Here is a 25,280-nt window from a genome sequence, read left to right on the forward strand (position 1 = left end):
CCAAGACATCCGCCGTTGGCAAGCCCGGTGCGCAAAAGAGTGGCGCCTCCCCGTGCGACGGGCAAGATCCGCCCGTGCGCCGCCGCAAGCTGTTCTACATCCCCGGCTATGATCCGATGCCACCGCGCCGCTACCGCGAGCTCTACCGGACGGAGGGCGCACGGCAGGCGGAGATTTCCGGCTACCAGTTGTCGCTCTCGCCCCGATCTGAGAGACCGCAGGCAGCTGCCGCAACACCCGGGTTCGGCTGGCAGGTCACCGCACAGATCGAGGGCTGCAAGGTCCACACCGATGTTGATGTGCTGATCTGGTCGGACATTGTTCAGGGCAGCATGGCGCCGTCGATTGCGCAGACCTATTGGCAGATGCTGCGCACCGCCTGGATCTATATCTCCACCGGCACCTTGCGGCGGCTCATGTGGCTGCGCAAAGGCCCGGTGATCGCGGCGCTTTATCCTGTGGGTATGCTGCTGCTTCAGCTGGTGCTTGCCTGTCTGCTTGCCGTGACCATCGCCCGGCTCGGGCAGGGCGCTGTTGCCTGGCTTGGTCTCTCCGCGGGCTGGGCTGCTGCGGCGGCAGCGGTGGTGTTCTGGGCGCTGGGGCTGATTGCGGCGGCGGCGCTGATGCGCTGGTTCCGGCGTCAGGACGGTCGGCTGTTTGCCTATTACCTGATGCATGATTACGCCCATTCCGCCGCGCTGCGCGGCGCCTATGCGCCCGAACTGGGACAGCGTATTGCACAATTCGCCGGGGAGGTTGCCGTCGCCCTGAGTGACCCCAGCTATGACGAGGTGCTGGTCGTCGGTCATTCCTCCGGCGCCTATATCGGGGTCAGCGTACTGGCCGATGTGCAGCGCAGCGGGCTGGCCGGACGTCATGCCACCCTCGGCTTTCTGAGCCTCGGCCAGGTGGTCCCGATGGTCTCCTTCCTGCCCGAGGCACATCGGCTGCGCCGTGATCTGCACGACCTGTCCGGGCGCGGGGATCTGTGCTGGGTGGATGTCACGGCGCCGGGAGATGGCTGTGCCTTTGCGCTTTGTGATCCCGTTGCCGTGAGCGGCGTTGCTCCCGCGACAAAACGTTGGCCGCTGGTGATCTCGGCGGCCTTTACCCAGACCCTCAGCCCGGAACGATGGGCCGCGCTGCGGTGGCGGTTTTTCCGGCTGCATTTTCAATACCTCTGCGCCTTCGACCAGCCGGGGGATTACGATTATTTTCAGATCACGGCAGGGCCAAGGACGCTCGAAAGCCGCTATCGCAACCGCAACCCCTCGCGGTCCCGGATTGATGTCACCGCGTCCAAATATACCTCGTTGGGGGACTGATGGCGGGCAAAGGCAAAACGTCAGATCCAACCACAGCCACACCCGGCTCGGCGCCCGGTTCCGCAGGATCAACGGTAACCCCGCCCAAGCCGCCCGCGCGCGCCGACAAGGTCTCGCTCTGGCGCTATCTGCGGCTGTTTCGCGCCGATCTTCTATCGGCACAGCCCGCCAAACTCTACCGCGCCTGGATGGCAGAGTTTCGCACACCCTTCTTTCGCTCTTATCTGGTCAATCAGCCGGATCTGGTTGATACGGTGCTGAAACAGCGCCCGGAGAGCTTCCCGAAATCCAGCCGCATCAGCGAGGGGCTGCGCCCGCTGCTCGGGAATTCGGTGTTTCTGACCAATGGCGAGGTCTGGAAGCGCCAGCGCCGGATCATTGACCCGGCCTTTGAAGGTGGCCGCCTGCGCCAGATCTATCCGGCTATCCATGACGCCGCCGAGGCCGCAGTGGCGCGGCTCGCCGATCAACAGCGCGAAACCCCCGGCCACCCGGTCGAAATCGAATCCGTGACCTCTCACGCGGCGGCCGATGTGATCTTTCGCACGCTGTTTTCGATCCCGATAGAGCATCATATGGCGCAGGAGGTCTTTCATCGCTTTCGGGCCTATCAGCAGGCGCAGCCGATCCTCAATATTGCCGCCTTGGTGCCGCTGCCGCGCTGGATGCCGCGGTTTCACCGCCTTGCCACACGCCGCAACGCCGCGCGGATCCGGGCTCTGATCACCGATCTCACCCAACAGCGGATGGCGACCATCGCGGCAGGCGGCGCCCCGGATGATCTGGCCACCAAGATCATGACCACGGCGGATCCCGAAACCGGAGATCTGTTCTCAACCCAGGAGATGGTCGATCAGGTCGCGATTTTCTTTCTGGCCGGGCATGAAACCAGTGCCTCCGCCCTGGCCTGGGCACTCTATCTGGTGGCCCTTGCGCCCGACTGGCAGGACAGGATCGCGGCGGAGGCTCAGGATCTGTCACTCGACAGTTTCGCGGAAGTGGGCAAGCTCAGGGTCAGCCGTGATGTATTCCGCGAGGCGCTGCGGCTTTACCCGCCGGTGCCGATGATGGTGCGCGAGACGACCTGTCCGCAGCAATTTCGTGGCCGCACCCTGCCAAAGGGCGCTCAGGTCGTGCTCAGCCCCTGGCACCTGCACCGCCATACGCGGCTCTGGGAGAACCCGGACGGGTTTGATCCGGGGCGGTGGCAGACCGAGAATGGCAAGACCTGTCAGCGCGAGGCCTATATCCCCTTTTCGGCCGGACCGCGCGTCTGTACCGGCGCGGGGTTTGCCATGGTCGAGGGGCCGCTGATCCTGTCGATGATCCTGCGAAGGTTTCGGGTGGCGCCGGTATCAGGCAAAGAGCCGATCCCGGTGGCCCATCTGACGGTTCGGTCAAAGAACGGGATCTGGCTGCAGCTGACACCGCGCTAGCCAAGAAAATTCGAATTTTATTGGCACATTTCGTCTAAGATATTTGCGTCACTGAGTGATGCGCAATGCGTCCTGATGGCAAAAGAGGATCACCTGACTTACGTTTCCAACGGCATGAACGCCCCTGCGTTTCAGCTCGCGCCGAAAACGCTCCCAACCCAGCAGCCGTTCGATGTCGCGATTCTGGCGGCGGATCACGCCACCTCGGGCAGTGGCCTGAGATTGGAACAGCCGCAACAGTCAGCTGTCGGTGGTAGGCGGGGCGGGCATCGGTATGGCGATACGATCCCAAGCCCTGATTAACGTGACCTTAAGCGTCGCAAGACATGCAGGCGGATGGCCGAGGCCAGACCGCAATCCACGCCGCGCGTTTCGTCGATCTCGGCGGCCAGATCATTGATGGCGCGCCCGTCTTCGGCTGCAATCTCGCGGAAGGCCTGCCAGAATTCATCTTCGAGCGAGACCGAGGTGCGGTGGCCCCGCAGGGTCAGAGAGTGTTTTCTGGGCCGGTTAGTCATCGTCGCGCCGGTGCTTGTCCAGCCGGTCGATCTCCTGCGCATTGCGCGCCTTGTCGAGATCCTTCTCGGCTTTGGTCCGGCCATAGGTCACGGCGTTTCGGTCAGCGCGGGCCTTTTTCTCGGCCCGCGCCTTGTCTTTGCGATACCGGTTCAGATTGACCGGTTTCACCATCAGCCCTTGGGACCGATCATCTGCTCAGGCCGCACCACCGCGTCAAATGTCGCCTCATCCACGAAGCCAAGCGCAATGGCCTCTTCCTTCAGCGTGGTGCCGTTCTTATGCGCGGTCTTGGCAACCTTGGTAGCATTGTCATAGCCAATCGTCGGCGCCAGCGCGGTGACCAGCATCAGCGATTCCTTCATCAGCTTGTCGATGCGCGGCTCATTGGCCTCGATGCCGTTCAGCATCCGCTCGGTGAAGCTGTCCGCCGCATCGCCCAGGAGCTGGATCGACTGCAGGAGGTTATAGGACATCATCGGGTTGTAGACGTTCAGCTCGAAATGGCCCTGCGAGCCTGCGAATTTGATCGCGGCATCATTGCCCATCACGTGGGCGGCAACTTGGGTCAGCGCCTCTGCTTGGGTCGGGTTCACCTTACCCGGCATGATCGACGATCCCGGCTCATTCTCCGGCAGGATCAGCTCGCCCAGACCAGAGCGCGGGCCGGAGCCGAGGAAGCGGATGTCGTTGGCGATCTTGTAGCAGCTGCCCGCAATGGTCGCGAGCGCGCCGGACAGGAACACCATGGCGTCATGGGCGGCCAGTGCCTCGAACTTGTTCGGCGCGGTGACAAACGGCAGGCCGGTGATCTCGGCCATGTTGGCAGCGACCGTCTCGCCCCAGCCTTTTTGCGTGTTCAGTCCGGTGCCAACGGCGGTGCCGCCCTGTGCCAGCTCGTAGATGCCGGGCATCGCCGCCTCGACCCGGGCCAGACCCTGACGGATCTGATGGGCGTAGCCGCCGAATTCCTGGCCCAGCGTCAGCGGGGTGGCATCCTGCGTATGGGTGCGGCCAATCTTGATGATATCCTTGAAGGCCTCGGATTTGGCTTCCAGCCCTTCGGCCAGTTTCGTCAGCCCCGGCACCAGCACGTCGCGCACCATCATCGCGGTGGCGATATGCATCGCGGTGGGGAAGGTGTCGTTTGAGGACTGGCCCATGTTGCAGTGATCATTCGGATGCACCGGATCCTTGGAGCCGATGGTGCCGCCGAGGATCTCGATGGCGCGGTTGGCGATCACCTCGTTGGAGTTCATGTTGGACTGGGTGCCGGACCCGGTCTGCCAGACCACCAGCGGGAAGTTGTCATCGAACTTGCCCTCGATCACTTCGCCCGCAGCCTGGATGATGGCATCCGCCAGCGTCGCATCCAGCGCGCCCGATGCCTTGTTGGCCATGGCGCAGGCCTGTTTGATCACCCCCAGCGCGCGCACGATGGCGACGGGCTGTTTTTCCCAGCCAATAGGGAAGTTCATGATCGAGCGCTGGGTCTGAGCGCCCCAGTACTTGTCTGCAGGGACCTCAAGCGGACCGAAGCTGTCGGTTTCGGTGCGGGTATCGGACATAAGTCTCTCTCCGTCTGATGATGACTAAATGTATGCGTTGGTATGCCGTCTACCCCGTGCCGGACCACGAGGCAATTGCGCAGTTTCGCGCAGCATAGCCATTCCGCACCCGAGGTATAGAGGCCAATGCGGGATGAGCCATTGCACCGGGGCAGAAGACCGCTAGATTAGGCTCAGACAATCCGACGTCAGCCCAAACCGAAGGATCCGCCTGTGCTCAGACACCGACCATTGCAGCCATCTTTGGCCATCTCACAGGGCAGGCGCCACTGCACGCCCGAGGCGGCGACGCGGTGTGTATCACGGCTGCAGATGCGTCTTCAGGCCGGGTTTCTGACACTTGCGCTGATCGTGATTTTTGCCGGGCAGGCGCTGGCCGCTGATGTGCGGCCATTCTTTGGCCGCTATCAGGGCTCTCTGGTGGTGCCCAACGCTGACGGCAGCGAGGAACACCGTGATGCCACCGTGCAGATCGGCCCGATCGCCAAAAGCGATGAAGGCTTCTATGTACAATGGACAACCACCTCGCTGAAGAAGGATGGGCGGCGCAAGACCAAGTCCTATAGTGTCGAGTTCCAGCCGACCGAGCGGGACGATATCTTTGCCGCCGCGATGAAACGCAATGTGTTTGGCCATACCGTGCAGCTCGATCCGATGAAGGGCGAACCCTATGTCTGGGGCCGCATCGTGGGCGATACGCTGACGGTTTTCTCGATGTTCATCGGCCCCAATGGCGACTACGAGATGCAGCAATATGACCGGACATTGGCAGAGGGCGGGCTGGATCTGGTCTATTCCTCCCATCGCAACGGGTTGCCGCGCAAGGAGCTGAAAACTTTCCTCGAACGTCACTGACCGTCGCGACAGATCCGGGGAAATATTTTATTAACAGTCTCTTGCGGCGCAAAGCTAAGGCGTCACGGGCGGCGTCAAACAGGCGCGGCTACGGGGCGTGTCAGGGCTGCACCGCACGGGACACCGTCTATCGAGGCCCATTCAGTGGCTCCACAGGAGCGCACCGATGCAAGCACCGGTTCACGAACCTTAGCGGTCAGATGTGAATGAATGGGCGCGTGGAACCGCGTGTTACTTGCGGAAACTGTCCAACGATACTACGTCGGCGGCCTTCTTCGCGTCCGGGTCTTCGTCGACCTCGATCTCGATGCCGTCGTCCAGTTCGGCAATCATCTCTTCGACGTCGTCGTCATCCTCTGGCGTCTCAAACCGCAGGCCGAACTCAACCGAGGGATCGACAAAGGTCTTGATGGCGTCATAGGGGATATAGAGCGGCTCCGGCGCATCGCCGAAATTCAGCGTGATGGCAAAGCCGTCCTCGCCGACCTCCAGATTGTCGAACCAGTGCTGCATGACCACGGTCATCTCGCCAGGGTAGCGATCCGACAGCCAATCTGCCAGCTCCGCATCGGGGTGCGAGGTGTCGAAGGTGATGAAAAAATGATGATTTCCGGGCAGCCCGTGTTCAGCCACCCCATCCAGTACAGATCGGATCAGACCACGCATGGCCGAATGCATCAGATTTCCATAGTCAATTTCGCGGGACATTCCGATACCCTTAAGTCTCTATTGGTTTCAGAATACGGATTTCTACCGGAAACTAAAGGCCCGCTTGTTAGGGATTCGTAAATAATTTCTGACACTAGCAGGGGAATGCCCGACATTTGCGCTGGGATTGCGTTGCTCAGATGACCTGCGCCAGAAGGATGCCAAGTCCGCCCATCACCGGCAGTATCAGCGCCAGCCGACCACCGCAGGCCAGCGCCACCACCGGTGCGGCCAGCACCAAAAGCGCAGCGCTGACATTCAGGCTGGCCATGACCGGCATCATCAGGGTGAGCGCGGGAAGCTCCAGAACCGCAATTTCGCGAAACAGCACATGCAGCAGAAACCAGACCGACAGGTTCAGGATGACGCCGACCACGGCCGCGGTGATTGCGCGCAGCGCAGCGCCCAGCCGGGGATGGCTGGCAATCCGCTCCACATGTGGAGCCGCGAGAAAGATCCACAGAAAACAGGGCAGAAAGGTCGCCCAAAGCGCGACCAGCCCGGCCGCAATCGCCATCCATGCCCCGGAGGCCAGCGCACCGGCCAGCATCGCCACAAATTGCGTCACCAGAATCAGCGGCCCCGGTGTGGTTTCCGCCAGCCCCAGCGCATCAATCATCTGGCCGGTATCGATCCACTGGTACTGTCCGACCACCGTCTGCGACATATAGGCCAGAACCGCATAGGCTCCGCCAAAGGTGACAACCGCCAGCTTGGCAAAAAACCAGCCGATATCCGCCAGCAGCTGCGGGCCGAACAGGCTCAATGCAGCCAGCGGCAGCAGCCAGAGCCCGCCCCAGATCAGCAGTGTCGACCAGAACGGCGTTGCGGCCTCGGGCCCGTGACCGATCGGCCCGGCGGGAGAGGGGGGCGCGGGCCGGGCCCCCAGCGCGCCGATCAGTGCAGCCGCCAGAACCACCAGCGGAAACGGCAGCCCGAACAGGAACAGCGCAACAAAGCCAAAAGCCGCCAGCCCATAATCGGTGACACCATGCAGCGCCTTCTTTCCGAGCCGTTGCAGCGCCTGAAGGACAATCGCGACCACCGCTGCCTTGATGCCGAGGAAAGCCGCCTGAACAACAGGTTGGGTGCCAAAGTTCACGTATAGAAAGACAAGGGCGGCGATCACCAGCGCGCCCGGCAGGACAAACAACAGCCCTGCAATCAGCCCGCCGATGCCACCACGCAGCCGCCAGCCGGCGTAGGTGGCCAGCTGCATCGCTTCCGGTCCCGGCAACATCATGCAGAACGACAGCGCACGCAGAAATCCGGCCTCGCTCAGCCAGGGGCGATCCTCGACCAGCTCCTTGTGCATCAATGCAATCTGCGCCGCAGGCCCGCCAAAGGACAGCAGCCCAATGCGGCCAAACACCCGGATCAGATTCGCCATCGCGATCTGGGGGGGGGCTGGGCTGATCTCGGGGTCTGCGGACATGTCGGTCATAGGCGCACCATTGGCTGGACGCTGACCTTGTAGCATTCTGCGCGACCAGTGCCAGTGGCCGCGGACCGTGGAGAGGCCGAAAACCGGAGAGGTTACAGAAACTTCACAGTGCCGCCTGCGGCTGCCTGGTCAGGTGTCATCCATCCAGGTCAGCCGCTCACCGGTCATGCAGATCGGCAGACAGTCCTGTGGCAGCTGGCCGAGCTGCTCGAACATGGTCATATAGTCGAAGTTGGACAGGAATTCCCGGATCTGACCATCCTGCATCCGCACAATCAGCTGGCCGTAGTAGTCCAGTTTGTCATCCGAACTGCGGCCATAGCACCGTACGTGGACCCGGATCGCGCAATAGTCGCCGTCATCCAGCGCATGGGTCAGGGTCAGGTCAAGATCCTCCATGAGATTGTGCAGCGTGCCGACAATTTCGCGGTAGTCCGCGGCAATTGCGATTGCGCCATGCAGAGGGCCGTTTACCTCAAGCTCAGGATGAAACATCGGCTCAATCTGGTCGAGGTCCAGACCGACCCAGACATCGTAAAACCATCGAAAGAGCCGTTCACTGTTTTTCATTTGTTCCCTAAGGGTCAGAAACTGACACCGGTTGAAGCATCGGGGTTGCGCAGGCAGCCTTATTCAGGGTTGCAGCATTGGTCGAAACAACGCCTCACGCGGGACTGGACCGTCGTCAGACATGAGACTGAAGCACAAGTGTTAACAACAATTCAATGGGCATTCGCTCCGGTTGGCGCTGCCCGCAGTCGAGTTTGATCGCCTCTGGTGCCTCCCGCATCTGCGCTGGTGTATCGACCTTCGGCGTGGCCCCGGATGTGGCGTCAGGGGGCGCCTGTGGTACCGAGATGCCTGCATTGTGAGAAACAGATATTGCGGTAGGGCCGAGGCCAAGATCGAAGTCTGGAGTAGGCGAGGAGGAAGTGCAGGTTTCTGTTGCCAGGTACCTGCGAACCCCGCCTTACGCGGCTAGGCGCAAGGACTTAGTTTCGGCGACATTAACAGCTTACGCTGCTACTGCCATTGCCGGAGCACGATTGTCATTTGCAATTGTACAAGTTTCGCCGATAACGGTGGCAGACAGCCGAGACAAAGCTAACCCCTTTAGACGTTCGTCGATCCTGTTTCGACCCCATGATCCCCAAATGAAGGATGTTTGGTGGAGTCGCCGGGTACCGCCCCCGGGTCCGATCCGCTTATTACGAGCGCGTTTATGTCCATAGTTCCCGAAGGAACACCCTGAATATAGGCCGTGCCGATACGGAGTTAAAGGGGAAATGACACATAAAATACGTCCCGGCGGGAGCGGCTGCACCACGACGCCGGGGCGGTGGTTTAGCCATGGTCGCCCCTGGTCGCTTCGGCAGCCCGCCGGGCAAAGACCGCAGCGGCCAGCGTGCGGGTCTCGTCCTCCAATGCGGTCAGCCCGGCAGTGGCGGCGGCCTCGTCGCGCCCCTCCAGCGCATCGGCAATGGCGCCATGCAGCGCCACCATCCGGGCGCGGTCGCGCGCGGTAAAGGTGATCATATTCATCAGCGGCTGCATCGCCTCGACCGCTCCGGCCAGCTGGTAGGACAACACCGGATTGCCCGCCGCATCGACCAGCGCCCGGTGAAAGGCCACATCCGAGGCGCAGAACGCCTCATCCGTCAGCCCGGGCTGGCCCTGACGAAAGATCTCGGCGCGCATGGTCGCCAGCTGATCCGCCGTCCGCCGTGCCGCCGCCAGCGGCGCGCAGGCCCGTTCCAGCGCATAGCGCGCCTCGCAGGCAGTGTCGAAGCTGACAGCATTCATGCTCAGCAGCAGCGTCGATGTGGTCACCTGCTGGGCGTAGGCATCCTCAAAACTCAGCCGGTTGACAAAGGCGCCGCCGGTGGCGCCGCGCTGGGTGCGGATCAGCGCCTGCGCGGCCAGCCGCTTCAGGGCTTCGCGGACTGTTGGCCGGGACACCTGAAACTGCTCGGCCAGTTCGGCCTCCGAGGGCAGGCGCTGGTCCACAGGCAGGGCGCCGCTGATGATCGCATCGCGGATGGCTTCGGCAATCTGCGCCGACAGATCCGCGGCGCTACGGGGGTTCAGCTTCATGTCGGTGCCCTGTGTGATGGCCAGTGTCTTGGCCTGTGTGATGATCTCTGTGATGACCTGTGGCGTGGCGCGCGTCTCGGCAGAAATCATTTGTCAGACATTTAAAAGTCTGACATTTGATTGGCAAGAGTTGAGTCGCCCGCCATCGCCGTTTCGGCTGCACGGCGGGTCCGCGCTCCTGGCGCGTCAGGTTGAATTCAGAGGAGGACCCATCATGTTCAACGCATTGGTTGTGATCAAGGACGAAGACAGCGGCGAGACATCCGCCGCCGTGCAAACGCTCAGCCTCGAGCAGCTGCCGGATGCAGAGGTGACCGTGGCAGTGGACTACTCAACCGTGAACTACAAGGATGGCCTCTGCCTTGGTCCGGGCGGCGGACTGGTGCGCAAATATCCGCATGTGCCGGGCATTGATTTTGCAGGCACGGTCGAGACCTCCAGCGATGAGCGTTACAAACCCGGCGACAAGGTTGTGCTGACCGGCTGGCGCGTCGGCGAAGCCCATTGGGGCGGTTATGCGCAAAAGGCCCGCGTGCGCGCCGATTGGCTGGTGCCCTTGCCGGATGGGATCGACACGCGCCAGGCCATGGCTGTTGGCACAGCGGGTTTTACCGCAATGCTGGCCGTCATGGCGCTTGAGGATCACGGGCTGACACCCGGCCACGGCCCGGTGCTGGTGACCGGCGCTGCGGGTGGCGTGGGGTCGGTGGCAACCGCGATCCTCTCCAACCTCGGCTATGAGGTTGCGGCGGTGACCGGGCGCCCTGAGACATCCGACTATCTCACCGCCCTTGGCGCCACCCAGATCGTGCCGCGCGAAGAGCTGAACGAGACGGTAAAGCGCCCGCTCGAAAGCGAGAACTGGGCGGGCTGCATTGATGCGGTCGGTGGTGCGATGCTGGCGCGGGTTCTGGGCCAGATGAAATATGGGGCCTCGGTGGCGGCGGTTGGCCTTGCAGGCGGGGCCGGTCTGCCCGCCACGGTGATCCCGTTTCTGTTGCGCGGCGTCAACCTTCTGGGCATCGACAGCGTGATGCAGCCTTATGACAACCGCCTGCGGGCCTGGCAGCGCATCGCCACCGACTTGCCGATGGATAAGCTGGAGGCGATGGTGCAGCCGGCCACCCTGTCCGACCTGCCACAGCTGGGCGCCGATATCCTGAAAGGGCAGGTGAAGGGCCGCGTTGTCGTTGATGTGAACGGCTGACACGGCCTCTGCTGACGGGGCCGCTCGCCTGAAGGTCGACAGATCAGAGTTTGATCGGGCAATGATCACAGGGAAACCTGTCAGAACGCGCAGCCAGCCTGCGCGTTCTTTGCGCGTCCGTGGGGCCAGCTGGTCAATCCCCGCGTCATAGACACGGCAACCGGGCGCATGTCGCGCAGCGATTGCACCGCTGTCACGCAGATCGCCCCACAAGACGCGACATTTGCATGGTTTTCTGCTAGGCTGGTGATCTGTCCATGGCCACGCCAGCCGCTGCCTGACCGCAGCGCGTGACTGGGCTGACGCGGATCTATCGGCGATCGTTGTCGGCATGAGCGCTGTGATGATCGCGCCCGACCGCCTGCTCAACGGGCGCCGGTCATGGAGAGGCACCCGTGCGGGGGCTGCATTTTTTTCGCGATCGGCGGGAACCTGCGCAGCGCGCGACGGTTGAGACACTGGACGTTCACATAAGACAGAACAGGGACACCCATGACAGACGAAACGGCCAATCAGGGCATACCCGCCCCCGACGGTGAGGCCGCCGTCATCGACACCGAATATGAAATCGGACAGGACAATCTGGAAGGATCCGTGGGACCGATTGGATTTGACATCCATAACCCGGTTTTCATGGTCTCCGGCATCAGCATCATGCTGTTTGTGTTCTACGCGCTGGTTCTGCCGGAACAGGCGGCAACCTTCTTTGGCTGGCTGCGCCCCGCCGTGACCAGCTCGTTCGACTGGTTCTTCCTCAGCGCGGGCAATATCTTCGTGCTGTTCTGTTTCTTCCTGATCGTCTCGCCCTGGGGCAAGGTGCGCCTTGGCGGGGCCGACGCGGCACCCGATTATACCTACATCGGCTGGTTTGCGATGCTGTTTGCGGCCGGCATGGGCATCGGCCTGATGTTCTACGGCGTCAGCGAACCGATGAGCCATTACTCCACCGCCTTTGGTGGCGTGAGCATGGGTGAAAATGGCGCCCGCACCGACTGGGCGCCGCTGGGCGGCGCAGCCGGGGACAGCACCGAAGCCGTGCGTCTGGGCATGGCGGCGACGATCTATCACTGGGGCCTGCACCCTTGGGCGATCTACGCGATTGTTGCCCTGTCGCTGGCGCTGTTCTCCTTCAACAAGGGGCTGCCACTCACCATCCGCTCGGCCTTCTACCCGATCTTCGGCGAGCGGGTCTGGGGCTGGACCGGCCATATCATCGACATTCTGGCGGTTTTCGCCACGCTCTTTGGCCTTGCAACCTCGCTGGGCTTTGGCGCGACACAGGCCAATGCGGGCCTGAACGAGCTGTTCGGTGTGCCGGTTGGCTCAACCACCGAGGTGCTGCTGATCTCCGCCATCACCGCGGTTGCGCTGATCTCGGTTGTGCGCGGTCTTGATGGCGGTGTGAAAGTGCTGAGCGAAATCAACATGGGGCTGGCCTTCCTGCTGTTGATCTTCGTGCTTCTGGTCGGGCCAACGCTGCTGATCATCACCGGCTTCTTCGACAGTCTGGTGGCCTATGTGCAGTATCTGCCGGCGCTCTCCATGCCTTTCGGCCGCGAGGATGCCAACTACAGCCAGGGCTGGACCGCCTTTTACTGGGCGTGGTGGATCAGCTGGTCTCCGTTTGTCGGCATGTTCATCGCCCGCGTCAGCCGGGGCCGCACCGTGCGCGAGTTCATCATCTGCGTTCTGCTGATCCCCAGCCTGGTCTGCGTCCTGTGGATGAGCGTCTTTGGCGGCACCGCCATTCATCAGGTGGTGGCTGATGGCTATACCGGCGCGCAGGATGCCGCACTTGAGCTGAAGCTATTCAAGATGCTGGATCAGCTGCCGCTGGCCTCGATCACCTCCTTTGTCGGCATCCTTCTGGTGATCGTGTTCTTCGTCACCTCTTCGGATTCCGGCTCGCTGGTGATCGACACCATCACCGCAGGCGGCAAGGTCGACGCGCCGCTGCCGCAACGGGTCTTCTGGTGCGTGTTCGAAGGTGCGGTTGCGATCGTGCTGCTGCTCGGCGGTGGTCTTGTGGCCCTGCAGGCGATGGTGATCTCCACCGGCTTGCCGTTCACCATCGTGCTGCTGCTGATGTGCTGGGCGATCCTGCGCGGATTGCAAACCGAGGCGCGCTGATCCCGGACCAGCAACGCCCAGAAACGCCCCGGAGAACTCCGGGGCGTTTGCCGTTCAGCTCTTGGCCTCATAGAAGCCGACCGAATTGCCGTCGGGGTCTTTGGCGTAGAAGAACTGCCCGTCGGGCAGCGGCACCGCCTCTGACACCACCTGCCCACCGGCGTCGGTCACCCGCGTCATCACATCGGCCAGCGCACCTTCGGCGGCCAGATGCAGGGTCGGGCCAACACCATCTGGGGCCGGGGTGCCGGGATAGATGCTCAGCGCGACCCCGGTTGCCGGGTCCTTGGGGCGAAACAGCAGCATCGGGTTGGGGCCATCGCTGACCAGTTCCAGCGCGGCGCCGGTCACATGCTCGTAGAACTTGCGCGCGCCGTCCATGTTGGTGACGGGGATCTCTCCCCAGACCAGAAAATCCTTGGGCGTATAGGCCATCATCTGCATCCTTTCGTGTTGATGTATCCCCTAGCTACCCGCCACTGTTGACAGAAAATGACATCAGGTCAGCGGTGGCCGCAGTCTCTCCGCGCTTGACCTTGCGCATCATCGCCGTCACTTCTTCTGAGACAGAAAGAGGAGAGACCATGGCCCTTGATATCGACTTTGTCCGCAGCCAGTTTCCGGCCTTTGCAGCGCCCAACCTGCAAGGTCAGGCCTTTTTCGAGAACGCCGGTGGCTCTTATACCTGTCAGCAGGTGATCAACCGGCTCACCCGCTTTTATACCGAGCGCAAAGTGCAGCCCTATGCCCCCTATGAGGCCTCGACGCTGGCGGGCGACGAGATGGACGAGGCGCGGCACCGGCTTTCCGGCATCCTCGGGGTGGCACGGGATGAGCTGAGCTTTGGCCCCTCGACCACCCAGAATACCTATGTGCTGGCGCAGGCCTTTCGCCAGTTCCTGTCTCCGGGGGAGGCGATCATCGTCACCAATCAGGATCACGAGGCCAACAGCGGCCCGTGGCGGCGCCTTGCGGATGCCGGGATCGAGGTGCGCGAATGGCAGATCGACCCGCAAACCGGCCATCTGAACCCCGCAGATCTGGAAAATCTTCTGGACGAAAACGTCCGGCTGGTCTGTTTTCCGCATTGTTCCAACGTGGTCGGGGAGCTGAACCCGGTCACCGAAATCACCGCTCTGGCCCATGCGGCTGGCGCCTTTGTCTGCGTCGATGGTGTCTCTTACGCGCCCCATGGCCTGCCCAATGTCGGCGAGCTGGGGCCGGATATCTATCTGTTCTCCGCCTATAAGACCTACGGGCCGCATCAGGGGCTGATGGTGATCCGCCGCGCCCTGGGGGAGCTGCTGCCCAATCAGGGACATTTCTTCAACGGTGACACGCTCTACAAACGCTTCACTCCGGCGGGGCCGGACCACGCTCAGGTCGCCGCCTGCGCGGGCATGGCCGACTACATCGCCGCGCTGGCCCATCATCACGGCGGCCCGTTGACCGAAGGCGCGGCACAGGGGGCCTTTGTCCACGATCTGATGCGCGCCCATGAAGTGGAGCTGCTGCAACCGCTGCTCGATATGGTGAAGGACCGCAATGATCTGCGCCTGATCGGCCCCTCTGATGCCGACAGACGCGCGCCCACTGTGGCACTGGCGCTGGATCGCCCCGCCGAAGCCGTAGCCGGTGAACTGGCCGAACATGGCATCATGGCGGGGGGCGGTGATTTCTACGCCCTGCGTGCCCTGAACGCGATGGGTGTCTCCACCGGTGACGGCGTGCTGCGGCTCAGTTTTACGCATTACACCTCGAAAAAAGAGATGACACAGTTGATCGAGGCCCTAGATCGCGTGTTGTGAAAACCGCAGCGATACAGGGACCTTGATCTTTCATGACTGACCATACCCCGCGACAGGCGCCGGTGATCTGGTGGCTGCGCCGAGACCTGCGGCTCGCCGACAACCCCGCCCTTGAGGCGGCCGTCGCCCGGGGCACCCCGGTGATCCCGCTCTTTGTCTTTGACACGCTGGATGAACATCTGGGCGCTGCGCCAAAGTTCCGGCTGGGGCTGGGGCTTGCCCATCTGGCCAAGGTGCTGGAGCAGCGCGGCAGCCGCCTGATCCTGCGGCGTGGTCCGGCAGCCGAGGTGCTGGCGCAGGTGATCGCGGAGACCGGGGCAGGGGCGGTGCACTGGAGCCGCGCCTATGATCCCGACGCCATCGCCCGCGACACCACCATCAAGGAACAGCTGAATGGGCAGGGCGTTGCGGCGCAGTCTTTTGGTGGTCATCTGCTGTTTGAACCCTGGACCGTCGAGACCAAGACCGGCGGCATGTACCGGGTCTATTCGCCCTACTGGAAATCCGTGCGCGACCGCGATGTCGCGGATCTGATCGCCGCCCCATCCCGAATACCCGCGCCGGAGCAATGGCCCGCCTCTGATGATCTGGACAGCTGGAAACTCGCCGCTGATATGCGGCGCGGCGCTGACATCGTGGCGCAATATTGCCGGGTCGGGGAAGATGCCGCGCAGGAGCGGCTGGCGGAATTCCTCGACTCCCGCGTGGCCGACTACAAACAGGACCGAGACTTTCCCGCGGTGGATGCCACATCCGGCCTGTCTGAAAACCTCGCCTGGGGAGAAATCAGCCCGCGCCGCATGTGGCATCACGGGCTGGAGGCACGTCGCGCAGGCAAATCCGGCGCTGAGCATTTTCTCAAGGAAATCGTCTGGCGCGAATTCGCCTACCACCTGATGTTCCACACTCCGCATATCCTGACCCGCAACTGGCGCCCCGAATGGGAGAGCTTCCGCTGGTCCGAGCAGGACGACGACCGGGTCGAGGCCTGGCGGCGTGGTCAGACCGGTTACAATTTCGTCGATGCCGCCATGCGCGAACTCTATGTGACCGGCAAGATGCACAATCGCGCCCGGATGATCGTGGCCAGTTTCCTGACCAAACATATGCTCACCCACTGGCGCATCGGTCAGAAATGGTTCGAGGAGTGTCTGGTGGACTGGGATCCGGCCTCCAACGCCATGGGCTGGCAGTGGGTGGCCGGCTCCGGCCCCGATGCCTCGCCGTTTTTTCGGATATTCAACCCCGACGGCCAGCTGGAGAAATTCGACCCCAAGGGCAGCTACCAATCCGCGTGGATCGCCGAAGGTCAGGACAGCCCGACGCAGACGGCGCTGGATTTCTACCGCGCGACACCCCTGTCCTGGGAGCTGTCGCCGCAGGACAGACGCGCCAGCCCCTTCGTTGATCTTAAAGAGGGTCGCGCCCGCGCGCTTGAGGTCTACGGCCAGCGCGAGCTGCCCGAGGACTGACAGATCCCTTGCCAGAAGCGCCTGATTTGGCCTAGCCTTTTCTCTGGACAGGGGCCGTGAACCCACCGGACCCGTCTAGGGGAGGAGAGAATGGCGCTCACACAGACCGAAGGACAGGCCAATCTGCCGCGCTATTTCGCGGCGATCTTTGACCAGTTGCAGGCGCTGGAGGTGGGGCAGCTGGACATCCATCTGCCGGACGGCCGGGTGTTCCGTGTCACTGGCGACCGCCCCGGTCCGGTGGCCGATCTGCGCATTCACAACCCCGATTGTTTCGCCCGGCTGATCCGCGAGGGGGATCTGGGGTTCTCCGATGCCTATCTTGATGGCTGGTGGAGCACATCCGATCTTCAGGCCTTCATGGATCTGGTACATCTGGGGTCTGAAACCGTCTATGATGGCTTTCCGGGACGCGGGCTGATCCGCGCCTATGAGCAGTTCCGCTTCTGGCTGCAACGCAATCACCGCGCGCAGGCCAAGGCGAATATCTCCTATCACTATGACCTCGGCAACGCCTTCTACGGGCTGTGGCTTGATGACACGATGACCTATTCCAGCGCCCTGTTCAAAACCGGGCAGGAAAGCTTGGAGGCAGCGCAGACCGCCAAATATGCCTCCATGGTCGACCAGATGGGCGTGCAGCCCGGCGATCACGTGCTGGAGGTCGGCTGCGGCTGGGGCGGGTTTGCCGAATATGCAGCCCGCGAACGCGGCCTGCGGGTCACGGGCCTCACCATCAGTGCCGAACAGTTGAAATACGCCCGCGAGCGCATTGAAAAGGCGGGGCTTTCCGACCGGGTCGAGCTCAGGATGCAGGATTACCGCGACTGCGAAGGCACCTTCGATGGCATTGCCTCTATCGAGATGTTCGAGGCGGTGGGCGAAAAATACTGGCCCGCCTATTTCAGGATGATCCACGACCGGCTGCGCCCCGGCGGTCAGGCCACCTTGCAGATCATCACCGTCGCCGACCGGCGCTGGACGGTCTACAAACGCGGCGTTGATTTCATCCAGAAACACATCTTTCCCGGCGGGATGCTCCCTGCGCCGGGGATCTTGCGCCAGCAGGTTGAAAATGCCGGGTTAAAGGTCATGAAATCGCTCGAATTCGGTGATAGCTACGATCAGACGCTGCGGCGTTGGCACACCACCTTTAACAGTCGCTGGGACGAGATTGCGGCCATGGGATTTGATGATCGGTTCAAAAAGATGTGGAGTTTCTATCTCACCTCCTGCGCCGCCGCGTTCAAGGCGGAAACCTGCGACGTGACCCAGATCACGCTGGCTCACCGCTGAACGAAAGCCCGGATCATGCCCACAGCCGCCCGCCTTATCGCCGCCGTCAGCATGGCGCTTGTCGCTATTGCCGCCTCTTTCCTGATCATGCCACTGATGCCCGAGGGCACCGATTTCGGCTATTTCGTGCCGCTCAACGCCGCGCTTGGCGCGCTGATCGGCTGGGTCTGGGTCGGCCGCCATGTCGGCCGCGGCGTGGTCAATGCGATCAACAACGGCGTTACCGGTGTGGCGCTGCTGGTGCTCTGGGGGCTGTTCCTGCAAGGCGCCTGGGAAATGTTTCGCCTCGCCATGCGCAACCGTTACGACGGCCCGTTTGAGGCGCTTTCGGCGATTTTTGTCATCGGTTTGGATTTCTTTTTCGTGATGGCGGTGCCACATGTGTTGCTGGCGCTGGTGATCGGCGGCATCTTCAGCGGTCTGGTGACCGAGAATGCCGCAAGACGCTGGCGCTGAGATAACAGAATTCCAACAGGATACAGACCGTGGTTGATCTTTTTGTCTATGGCACGCTGCGCCATATGCCGCTGCTTGAACTGGTGTTGGGGCGGTCCGGTGCCGCGCTGGATGTCACCCCTGCACATCTGCCCGATCACGGTGCCTTTGCGGTGGTGGATCAGCCTTTCCCGGCGATAGAGGCCCGCGTTGGCCACCGCGCACCTGGGCTGCTGCTGCGCGGTCTGACCCCGGACGATATGGCGGCGCTGAATTTCTACGAAGGCGGGTTCGACTATACGCTGCGCCCTGTCACGGTCGCGCTGGACGCAGGCGGTAGCGCCCCGGCGGAGGTCTATTTCCCGGAGCCGGGCCTGTGGCAGACCGGGGCGGCCTGGGATCTGGGCGACTGGCAGCAGAAATGGGGCGCCTTGTCGCTGCGCGCGGCAGAGGAGGTCATGGCCTATCGCGGTCGCCTGACCGCCGCCGAGGTGGCCGAGCGATTCCGCCCGATCCGCATCCGCGCCGCCGCCTGGCTCGCGGCGCAGAACCGCCCCGGCGATCCCGATCACGATCTGACCCGCGATGTCGTCGTCCACCAGCATAAACGCGCCTATCTCAACTTCTTCGCGATGGAGGAGATGGACCTGCAATTCCGCCGCTATGACGGCAGCCTCAGCCCGGTGATCAACCGGGGCGTCGCGCTGGTGGGGCAGGCGGCGGTGGTGCTGCCCTATGATCGCCGCCGCGACGCGGTTTTGCTGATCGAACAGTTCCGCGCCGCCACCTATATCGCCGGCAACCAGCGCCCCTGGATGTGGGAGCCGGTGGCCGGGCTGATCGACCCCGGCGAAACCCCCGAACAGGCCGCCCGCCGCGAGGCGATGGAGGAGGCGGGGCTGACCATCGACCAGCTGGAAACCGTCGCCCAGGTCTACCCCTCCAGCGGCGCCTCAGGCGAATTTCTGCATATTTTTGTGGGTCTCTGCGACTTTGATGAGATCGCCGGCGGCGGCGGACTGGAGAGCGAGGGCGAAGATATCCGCAGCCAGATCCTGCCCTATGAGGCGCTGATACAGGGCGTAGATGACCAGACCTATCAGGACATGCCACTGGTCACCGCCGCCCTCTGGCTGTCACGCCATCGTGAGCGCTTGCGGCAGGGCTGACCCCGCCAACCGCGCGGCGCGCCGCTATCTCGGCTTGTGGTTGTCCAATGCCTTGGCTACACCTCAACTGGAATGATCGAAAGGGATACCATGCGCATTGCACATGATCTGGCCGACGCGATCGGCCACACGCCTCTGATCCGCCTGAACCGCGTCAGCGATGAAACCGGATGTGAGATTCTGGGAAAGGCCGAGTTCATGAACCCCGGCCAGTCGGTCAAGGACCGCGCCGCACTTTATATCATCAAGGACGCCATCGCGCGCGGTGATCTGAAGCCGGGCGGCACCATCGTTGAGGGCACTGCCGGTAACACCGGGATCGGCCTGGCGCTGGTTGGCGCGTCGATGGGCTTCAAAACGGTGATCGTGATCCCCGAAACCCAGTCCGAAGAGAAAAAGGACATGTTGCGACTGGCCGGCGCCCAGCTGGTGCAGGTCCCCGCAGCGCCTTATCGCAATCCCAACAACTTTGTCCGCTATTCGGAACGTCTGGCCAAGGAACTGGCCAAGACCGAACCCAATGGCGCGATCTGGGCCAATCAGTTCGACAATGTCGCCAACCGGCAGGCCCATATCGAAACCACCGCACCCGAGATCTGGGAGCAGACCGACGGCAAGGTGGACGGCTTTGTCTGCGCGGTCGGTTCTGGCGGCACGCTGGCAGGTGTGGCCGATGTGCTCCAGCCCAAGGGCGTGAAAATCGGCCTTGCCGATCCGATGGGCGCGGCGCTTTATTCCTACTACACCACCGGTGAAATCGTGACCGAAGGCGGCTCCATCGCAGAAGGCATCGGCCAGGTGCGCATCACCAAGAACCTTGAAGGGTTCAAACCGGATTTCTGCTACCAGATCGAGGACCGCGACGCGCTGCCCTATGTCTTCGACCTCCTGCACGAAGAGGGTCTGGTGCTGGGCGGCTCCTCGGCGATCAATATCGCCGGTGCCGTGCGCATGGCCAAGGACATGGGACCGGGCAAGACCATCGTCACCGTGCTCTGTGACTATGGGACGCGCTACCAGTCGAAACTGTTCAACCCCGACTTCCTGCGTGAAAAGAACCTGCCGGTGCCGGATTGGATGACTCACACCCCGGCCTCTATCCCCGGCGTGTTCGAGGACGTATGATCGCCCTCATGCGTGGTTTTGTGAAATGTCTGGCCGGGCTGGTTCTTCTGATCAGCCTGGCCTTTCCCGCTCTGGCCCAGCTCGATGCGCGTTCGAAATCCTATTACGAGGATTGGCTGCGCACCGCGAACCGGGCCGAAAACGTCATTGATGCCAGCCGCGCCTCCAATATCGCCTTGGAACAGCTGCGCAGCGAGCTGGCCGAATTCCGGCAGACCTTCCAGACCAAGCGTGGGGAAAACGGCGAGCGTATCCAGACCCTTCAGGGCCAGCTGGACGCGCTTGGCGCCCCACCGGGCGAGGGCGAGGAAGAGCCCGAAGACATCGCCCAGCTGCGCGACGCGCTGACCCAGCAGCTCAATGAGCTGCGGGTGCCGCGCATCGTCGCCGAAGAGGCCTACAGCCGCGCCGACGGCCTGATCAACGAGATCGACAAGATCGTCCGCGAACGGCTGACCAAACGACTGTTTGAACGCGGCACCTCGCCGCTCAACCCCGAACATTGGCCCGGCGCGCTGCGGGATCTGGTCCACGCCAGCCGCGCCGTGGGCAATGAAACCCTGTCGCAGCTGCGCAATGACACCACCAGCGAACGCATCAGCGGCGATCTGGTGGGCATTCTTGTGCTGGTGCTGATCGGTATGCTGCTGATCCTGCGCGGGCGCCCATGGGCGCATCTGGCGGGTGATTACCTGCGGCGCTACGGCGCGCGGGGCACCGGCGTCTGGACCTTTGTCGTCTCGCTGCTACAGGTGCTGCTGCCGCTGATCGGTGTCATCTTTCTGGTCGCAGCGGTCGATCTTTCGGGCATTCTTGGGGTGCGCGGCAGCATCTTCCTCGAATCCGTGCCGGCCTGGGCCTTTATCATGCTGTCGTTCCACTGGCTGGGCGAGCAGCTCTATACCAATCAGATCGAGAATGATCTGCTGCCCGTACAGGAGGGCAATCAGGCCGAGACCCGCTTTCTGATCGACATGATGGCGGTGATCCTGGTGCTGCAGGATGTTTTTGCCACCATCGAGCGGATCCAGAACATCCCGGACAGCAGTTCCGCGGTCTATGCCTTTCCGCTGATCAGCTGTGCTGCGCTGATCCTGCTGCGTCTGCACCGCATCGGGGCCAAGCAGCGTCAGGCACAGAGCGAGGAGGAGCCCGAGGAAGGCGCCATCGCCGCCGGGGCCAATCGCATCATCGCGGTGGTGCGCCGGGCGATCTACCTTCTCGGCTTTGCCGGGCCGCTGCTGGCTGCGGTGGGCTATCTCAACGCGGCCGAGGCGGTGATCTACCCGGCCATGCTGACGCTGGCGATGCTGGCGGGCTTGTTTGTCCTGCAACGGTTCTTTGCCGATCTCTACGGCTTTGTCACCGGCAAGGGTAGCGCCGCCCGCGACTCGCTCTTCACGGCGCTGATCGGCTTTGCACTGGCGCTGGTGGCGCTGCCGATGCTGGCGCTGATCTGGGGCGCGCGGGTTGCGGATCTGACGGAGCTGTGGTCGAACTTCCTCGAGGGCTTCCAGATTGGCGACACCCGTATTTCGCCCACCGCCTTTCTGACCTTTGTGACCATCTTTGCCGTCGGCTACGGTCTGACCCGGCTGGTGCAGGGCAGCCTGCGCAACGCGCTGCTGCCCAAGACCCGCATTGATGTCGGCGGCCAGAATGCCATCGTCTCCGGCATGGGCTATGTCGGGATTTTCCTGGCCGCTCTGGTGGCGATTTCGATGGCTGGTCTGGATCTGTCCTCGCTCGCCATTGTCGCCGGTGCGCTCTCTGTGGGCATCGGCTTTGGTCTGCAAACCATCGTGTCGAACTTTGTCTCCGGCATCATCCTTCTGGTCGAGCGCCCGGTGTCCAAGGGCGACTGGATCGAGGTTGGCGGCCTGATGGGCTATGTGCGCGATATCTCCGTGCGCTCCACCCGGATCGAGACCTTCGACCGCACCGATGTGATTGTTCCGAACTCGGATCTGATCACCGGCACCGTCACCAATTACACCCGCGGCAATACCGTGGGCCGGGTGATCGTGCCTGTCGGGGTCAGCTACGGCACCGACCCGCGCAAGGTCGAGGCCATCCTGATCGAGGTCGCCAAGGCACATCCGATGGTGTTGATGAACCCGCCGCCATCGGTGGTGTTTCAGGGCTTTGGGGCGGACAGTCTCAACTTTGAGATCCGCGCGATCCTGCGCGATGTGAACTGGGTCCTGTCGGTGAAATCCGACATGAACTACGACATCGCCCGCCGCTTCGACGAGGCCGGGATCGAGATCCCCTTCGCCCAGCGCGATATCTGGATCCGCAACCCCGAGGCGCTGGCCGGGGCGGCGGCGGCGGCCGCGGCGCCTGAAGCTGCGCCCGACTCTGGCCCCGGATCTGTTCAGGACAGCGCGGCCCGGCCATCACCGGCTGCGGCAGCGGCGCCCGCCAGCAAACGCCCCGAAACCCCGGATCTGGAGGACCTCTCCAACCGGGACGATGCAGCCGACAGCGGCGATGAAGACGGAGACGGCGATCGATGACCGACCAATTGTTCCTGACGGATGCCTATGCACAACAGGCCCCGGCGCAGATCATTGACCACACAAACGAAGGCGGGCTGGTGCTGAACCAGTCCGTCTTTTACGCAACCGGGGGCGGGCAACCGGGCGATACCGGTCATCTCAGCTGGTCCGATGGGGCAGGGGCGCACCGCCTGACCATCACCAATACGGTAAAGGGGGAGGCGGGCGCCATTGTCCTGCTGCCGGAACCTGACCAGCCGCTGCCCAGCGTCGGGCAGGAGGTGACGCAGACCCTCGACTGGGACCGCCGCCTTGGCCATATGCGCATCCATACCGCGCTGCACCTCCTCTCGGTGGTGATTCCCCTGCCGGTCTCCGGCGGTTCCATCGGCGCCGACAAGGGGCGGCTTGATTTTGACATGCCCGAGGCGCCGGAGGACAAACAGGCGCTGGAGGATGCGCTTAACGCCCTCATCAGCCGCGATCTGGAGGTCAGCGAACGCTGGATCACCGAAGAGGAGCTGGATGCAAACCCCGATCTGGTGAAAACCATGTCGGTGGCGCCGCCCCGTGGCAATGGCCGCATTCGGCTGGTGCGGATCGGTACGACGCAGGAGCAGATCGACCTGCAACCCTGCGGCGGCACCCATGTGCGCAGCACCGCTGAAATTGGTCCTATCCGCCTTGGAAAGGTTGAAAAAAAGGGCAAGCAGAACCGCCGTGTCTACCTGCATCTGGGGGCTTGAGCGCGGGCTGCAAATAAGTTTCTGCAAGAGTGAATTTTTTGCTGTTTTCGCTCTTGCAATTGCTTCCGTGATCCGTCAATAGTCCGCCCAACGGAGAGGTGGCCGAGTGGTCGAAGGCGCACGCCTGGAAAGTGTGTAGGCGGGGAACCGTCTCCAGGGTTCGAATCCCTGTCTCTCCGCCATAACATCTAGACCAAGATGGTTTTATGACAGCCGCCACAGCATGTGGTGGCTTTTTGCGTTTCAGACCTTGCCCCCCGTGATCCATCAGCCTCCTGTCAGATCGTGGCGACCGCGGCTTGATCGACAAAATGATAGACGTCTATCAGAAAATGATATACGTCTGTCAAAACTGCCGGAAACAGATGGGCTGCAAGGATGGGAAAACCAACCCTACATGATGTCGCTGCTGCGGCCGGGGTCAGCTACGCCACGGCGGACCGGGTGCTGAACAATCGCGGCGGGGTGGCGAAAAAATCGCAGGACCGGGTGCGCGCCGCCATTGCCGAGCTGGGCTATCAGCGCGATATCACCGCCGCCAATCTGTCACGCCGTCGCCGCTACCGGTTTGCCTTTCTGCTGCCGATGGCGGGCGAGGGCTTCTTTGCCCGGCTGCATGAGCATGTCCAAAGCGAACAGACCCGCCGCGCGCAGGCGCGCCAGCAGATCACCATCACCCATGTGCCTGCCTTCGATGCGGCGGCGCTGGTGCGGGCGATCGAAAACTGCGCCGCCGAGGATTACGACGGTCTCTGCCTTGTGGCGGTGGAGGATCCGCAGGTTGAGGCCGCGCTGACCAGCCTGCGGGCCAGGGGTGTTGCCGTGGTCACACTGGTCGCCGACAGCCCGGAAACCACGCGGGATGCCTATGTGGGGATCGACAACCGGACTGCAGGTCGCACCGCAGGCGACCTGATGGTGTTGGCCCATCGCGGAGCGGCCTCCGAAGGGCGGGGCCGGATCCTTCCCATCACCGGCAGTCTCAGCGCCCGCGATCATGCCGACCGCTACGCCGGGTTCTGCGATGTGGTCTCGCCCGGTCTGCCGGTGCTGCCACCGCTGGAGACCGGCGACGACCCCGATGTGCTGGAACAGGCGCTGCGCCGCGCGCTTGATGCAAACCCCGACATTACCGGGGTCTACAATCTGGGTGCCGGCATTCCGGGGCTGGTCGCGGCCCTGTCGGCGACGGCACGGCCGCACCCTCCGGTGGTGATCAGCCACGAACTCTGCGCCGCGACCCGCGATGCCGTGGCGCAGGGCCTTATTGATGCGGTGATCGACCAGAAACCGGCGCAGGAAATCACCGCCGCCCTAGCGGCCCTTGTCGCGCTCAGCGACGGGCTGCCGTTCGACCCGCTGACCGCGCAGATCATTCCCGCCGTCCATTTCAAACACAACATGCCCCCGCAGCCTGCGGTCGGGCCAGAAGAGAGGGCCTGACC

The 25,280-nt window shown here is 62.9% G+C and carries 22 protein-coding genes, 1 tRNA gene and 1 other RNA gene; 15 read left to right on the plus strand and 9 right to left on the minus strand.

Annotated features, from left to right (window positions below; all coding sequences use genetic code 11):
- Positions 1–74 precede the first annotated feature (74 nt).
- Both WLQ66_RS05735 and WLQ66_RS05740 read left to right on the plus strand, forming a co-directional pair.
- Positions 75–1,325 (plus strand): hypothetical protein, encoded by a 1,251-nt coding sequence (locus tag WLQ66_RS05735; protein ID WP_340545400.1) that lies wholly within the window; start codon positions 75–77, stop codon positions 1,323–1,325.
- Complete coding sequence (locus tag WLQ66_RS05740; RefSeq protein WP_340545401.1) at positions 1,325–2,761, plus strand: cytochrome P450; 1,437 nt, start codon at positions 1,325–1,327, stop codon at positions 2,759–2,761. Before WLQ66_RS05735 ends, WLQ66_RS05740 begins: the two co-directional genes overlap by 1 nt.
- A gap of 299 nt (positions 2,762–3,060) precedes the next feature.
- Here the strand turns inward: WLQ66_RS05740 and WLQ66_RS05745 are convergent, their stop codons facing one another.
- The 3 genes from WLQ66_RS05745 to fumC are packed head-to-tail and all read right to left on the minus strand — an operon-like array spanning position 3,061 to position 4,845.
- Positions 3,061–3,279, minus strand: a complete 219-nt coding sequence (locus WLQ66_RS05745; protein WP_029601902.1) for a ribbon-helix-helix domain-containing protein — start codon at positions 3,277–3,279, stop codon at positions 3,061–3,063.
- A complete protein-coding gene (locus WLQ66_RS05750; RefSeq protein ID WP_340545402.1) occupies positions 3,272–3,451 on the minus strand; it encodes a DUF4169 family protein in 180 nt (59 codons plus the stop codon). The genes WLQ66_RS05745 and WLQ66_RS05750 overlap by 8 nt, the downstream gene beginning before the upstream one ends.
- Positions 3,451–4,845 (minus strand): class II fumarate hydratase, encoded by a 1,395-nt coding sequence (gene fumC, locus WLQ66_RS05755; RefSeq protein ID WP_340545403.1) that lies wholly within the window; start codon positions 4,843–4,845, stop codon positions 3,451–3,453. Before fumC ends, WLQ66_RS05750 begins: the two co-directional genes overlap by 1 nt.
- 312 nt (positions 4,846–5,157) lie before the next feature.
- Between fumC and WLQ66_RS05760 the strand changes: the two genes are divergently transcribed.
- Entirely contained in the window at positions 5,158–5,700 is a 543-nt protein-coding gene (locus tag WLQ66_RS05760) for a hypothetical protein (RefSeq protein ID WP_340545404.1), read from the plus strand.
- Between the two features lie 231 nt (positions 5,701–5,931).
- On the opposite strand, the gene WLQ66_RS05765 is transcribed toward WLQ66_RS05760, so the two are convergent.
- The 5 genes from WLQ66_RS05765 to WLQ66_RS05785 form a co-directional block, all read right to left on the minus strand.
- On the minus strand, positions 5,932–6,408 hold the full coding sequence (locus WLQ66_RS05765) for an SspB family protein (RefSeq protein ID WP_340545405.1): 477 nt from the start codon (positions 6,406–6,408) through the stop codon (positions 5,932–5,934).
- Positions 6,409–6,544: 136 nt separating this feature from the next.
- A complete protein-coding gene (gene chrA / locus WLQ66_RS05770) occupies positions 6,545–7,852 on the minus strand; it encodes a chromate efflux transporter (RefSeq protein WP_340545406.1) in 1,308 nt (435 codons plus the stop codon).
- A gap of 129 nt (positions 7,853–7,981) precedes the next feature.
- Positions 7,982–8,422, minus strand: a complete 441-nt coding sequence (locus tag WLQ66_RS05775; protein WP_340545407.1) for a nuclear transport factor 2 family protein — start codon at positions 8,420–8,422, stop codon at positions 7,982–7,984.
- 361 nt (positions 8,423–8,783) lie between these two features.
- Positions 8,784–9,136, minus strand: a transfer-messenger RNA (tmRNA) gene (gene ssrA / locus WLQ66_RS05780).
- Between the two features lie 60 nt (positions 9,137–9,196).
- Positions 9,197–9,946, minus strand: a complete 750-nt coding sequence (locus WLQ66_RS05785; protein ID WP_340546313.1) for a FadR/GntR family transcriptional regulator — start codon at positions 9,944–9,946, stop codon at positions 9,197–9,199.
- 214 nt (positions 9,947–10,160) lie between these two features.
- Between WLQ66_RS05785 and acuI the strand changes: the two genes are divergently transcribed.
- Entirely contained in the window at positions 10,161–11,153 is a 993-nt protein-coding gene (gene acuI, locus WLQ66_RS05790) for an acryloyl-CoA reductase (protein ID WP_340545408.1), read from the plus strand.
- A gap of 492 nt (positions 11,154–11,645) precedes the next feature.
- A complete protein-coding gene (locus WLQ66_RS05795; protein WP_340545409.1) occupies positions 11,646–13,283 on the plus strand; it encodes a BCCT family transporter in 1,638 nt (545 codons plus the stop codon).
- Positions 13,284–13,337: 54 nt separating this feature from the next.
- Here WLQ66_RS05795 and WLQ66_RS05800 read toward each other — a convergent pair whose 3' ends face one another.
- Positions 13,338–13,718: a VOC family protein gene (locus tag WLQ66_RS05800; protein WP_340545410.1), complete on the minus strand. Its 381-nt coding sequence runs from the start codon at positions 13,716–13,718 to the stop codon at positions 13,338–13,340.
- A 149-nt stretch (positions 13,719–13,867) separates the two neighbouring features.
- On the opposite strand from WLQ66_RS05800, the gene WLQ66_RS05805 reads away from it, so the two are divergent.
- From WLQ66_RS05805 to WLQ66_RS05850, 10 genes are all read left to right on the plus strand, one after another.
- Positions 13,868–15,091 carry an aminotransferase class V-fold PLP-dependent enzyme gene (locus tag WLQ66_RS05805; protein ID WP_340545411.1) on the plus strand — a complete coding sequence of 408 codons (1,224 nt, stop codon included), beginning with the start codon at positions 13,868–13,870 and terminating at the stop codon, positions 15,089–15,091.
- Positions 15,092–15,123: 32 nt separating this feature from the next.
- Positions 15,124–16,563 (plus strand): cryptochrome/photolyase family protein, encoded by a 1,440-nt coding sequence (locus WLQ66_RS05810; protein ID WP_340545412.1) that lies wholly within the window; start codon positions 15,124–15,126, stop codon positions 16,561–16,563.
- 90 nt (positions 16,564–16,653) lie between these two features.
- Positions 16,654–17,859 carry a class I SAM-dependent methyltransferase gene (locus WLQ66_RS05815; protein ID WP_340545413.1) on the plus strand — a complete coding sequence of 402 codons (1,206 nt, stop codon included), beginning with the start codon at positions 16,654–16,656 and terminating at the stop codon, positions 17,857–17,859.
- A 15-nt stretch (positions 17,860–17,874) separates the two neighbouring features.
- Positions 17,875–18,315 (plus strand): TrgA family protein, encoded by a 441-nt coding sequence (locus WLQ66_RS05820; RefSeq protein ID WP_340545414.1) that lies wholly within the window; start codon positions 17,875–17,877, stop codon positions 18,313–18,315.
- 29 nt (positions 18,316–18,344) lie between these two features.
- Positions 18,345–19,463 carry an NUDIX domain-containing protein gene (locus WLQ66_RS05825; RefSeq protein ID WP_340545415.1) on the plus strand — a complete coding sequence of 373 codons (1,119 nt, stop codon included), beginning with the start codon at positions 18,345–18,347 and terminating at the stop codon, positions 19,461–19,463.
- Positions 19,464–19,553: 90 nt separating this feature from the next.
- Entirely contained in the window at positions 19,554–20,588 is a 1,035-nt protein-coding gene (locus WLQ66_RS05830) for a cysteine synthase A (protein ID WP_340545416.1), read from the plus strand.
- Complete coding sequence (locus WLQ66_RS05835; protein WP_340545417.1) at positions 20,585–23,107, plus strand: DUF3772 domain-containing protein; 2,523 nt, start codon at positions 20,585–20,587, stop codon at positions 23,105–23,107. The genes WLQ66_RS05830 and WLQ66_RS05835 overlap by 4 nt, the downstream gene beginning before the upstream one ends.
- Positions 23,104–23,835, plus strand: a complete 732-nt coding sequence (locus WLQ66_RS05840) for an alanyl-tRNA editing protein (protein WP_340545418.1) — start codon at positions 23,104–23,106, stop codon at positions 23,833–23,835. The genes WLQ66_RS05835 and WLQ66_RS05840 overlap by 4 nt, the downstream gene beginning before the upstream one ends.
- A 92-nt stretch (positions 23,836–23,927) precedes the next feature.
- Positions 23,928–24,017, plus strand: a tRNA-Ser gene (locus WLQ66_RS05845).
- A 196-nt stretch (positions 24,018–24,213) separates the two neighbouring features.
- Positions 24,214–25,278: a LacI family DNA-binding transcriptional regulator gene (locus WLQ66_RS05850; protein WP_340545419.1), complete on the plus strand. Its 1,065-nt coding sequence runs from the start codon at positions 24,214–24,216 to the stop codon at positions 25,276–25,278.
- The last annotated feature ends 2 nt before the right edge of the window (positions 25,279–25,280 follow it).

It is taken from the genome of Phaeobacter sp. A36a-5a, assembly GCF_037911135.1.
Lineage (GTDB): Bacteria > Pseudomonadota > Alphaproteobacteria > Rhodobacterales > Rhodobacteraceae > Phaeobacter > Phaeobacter bryozoorum.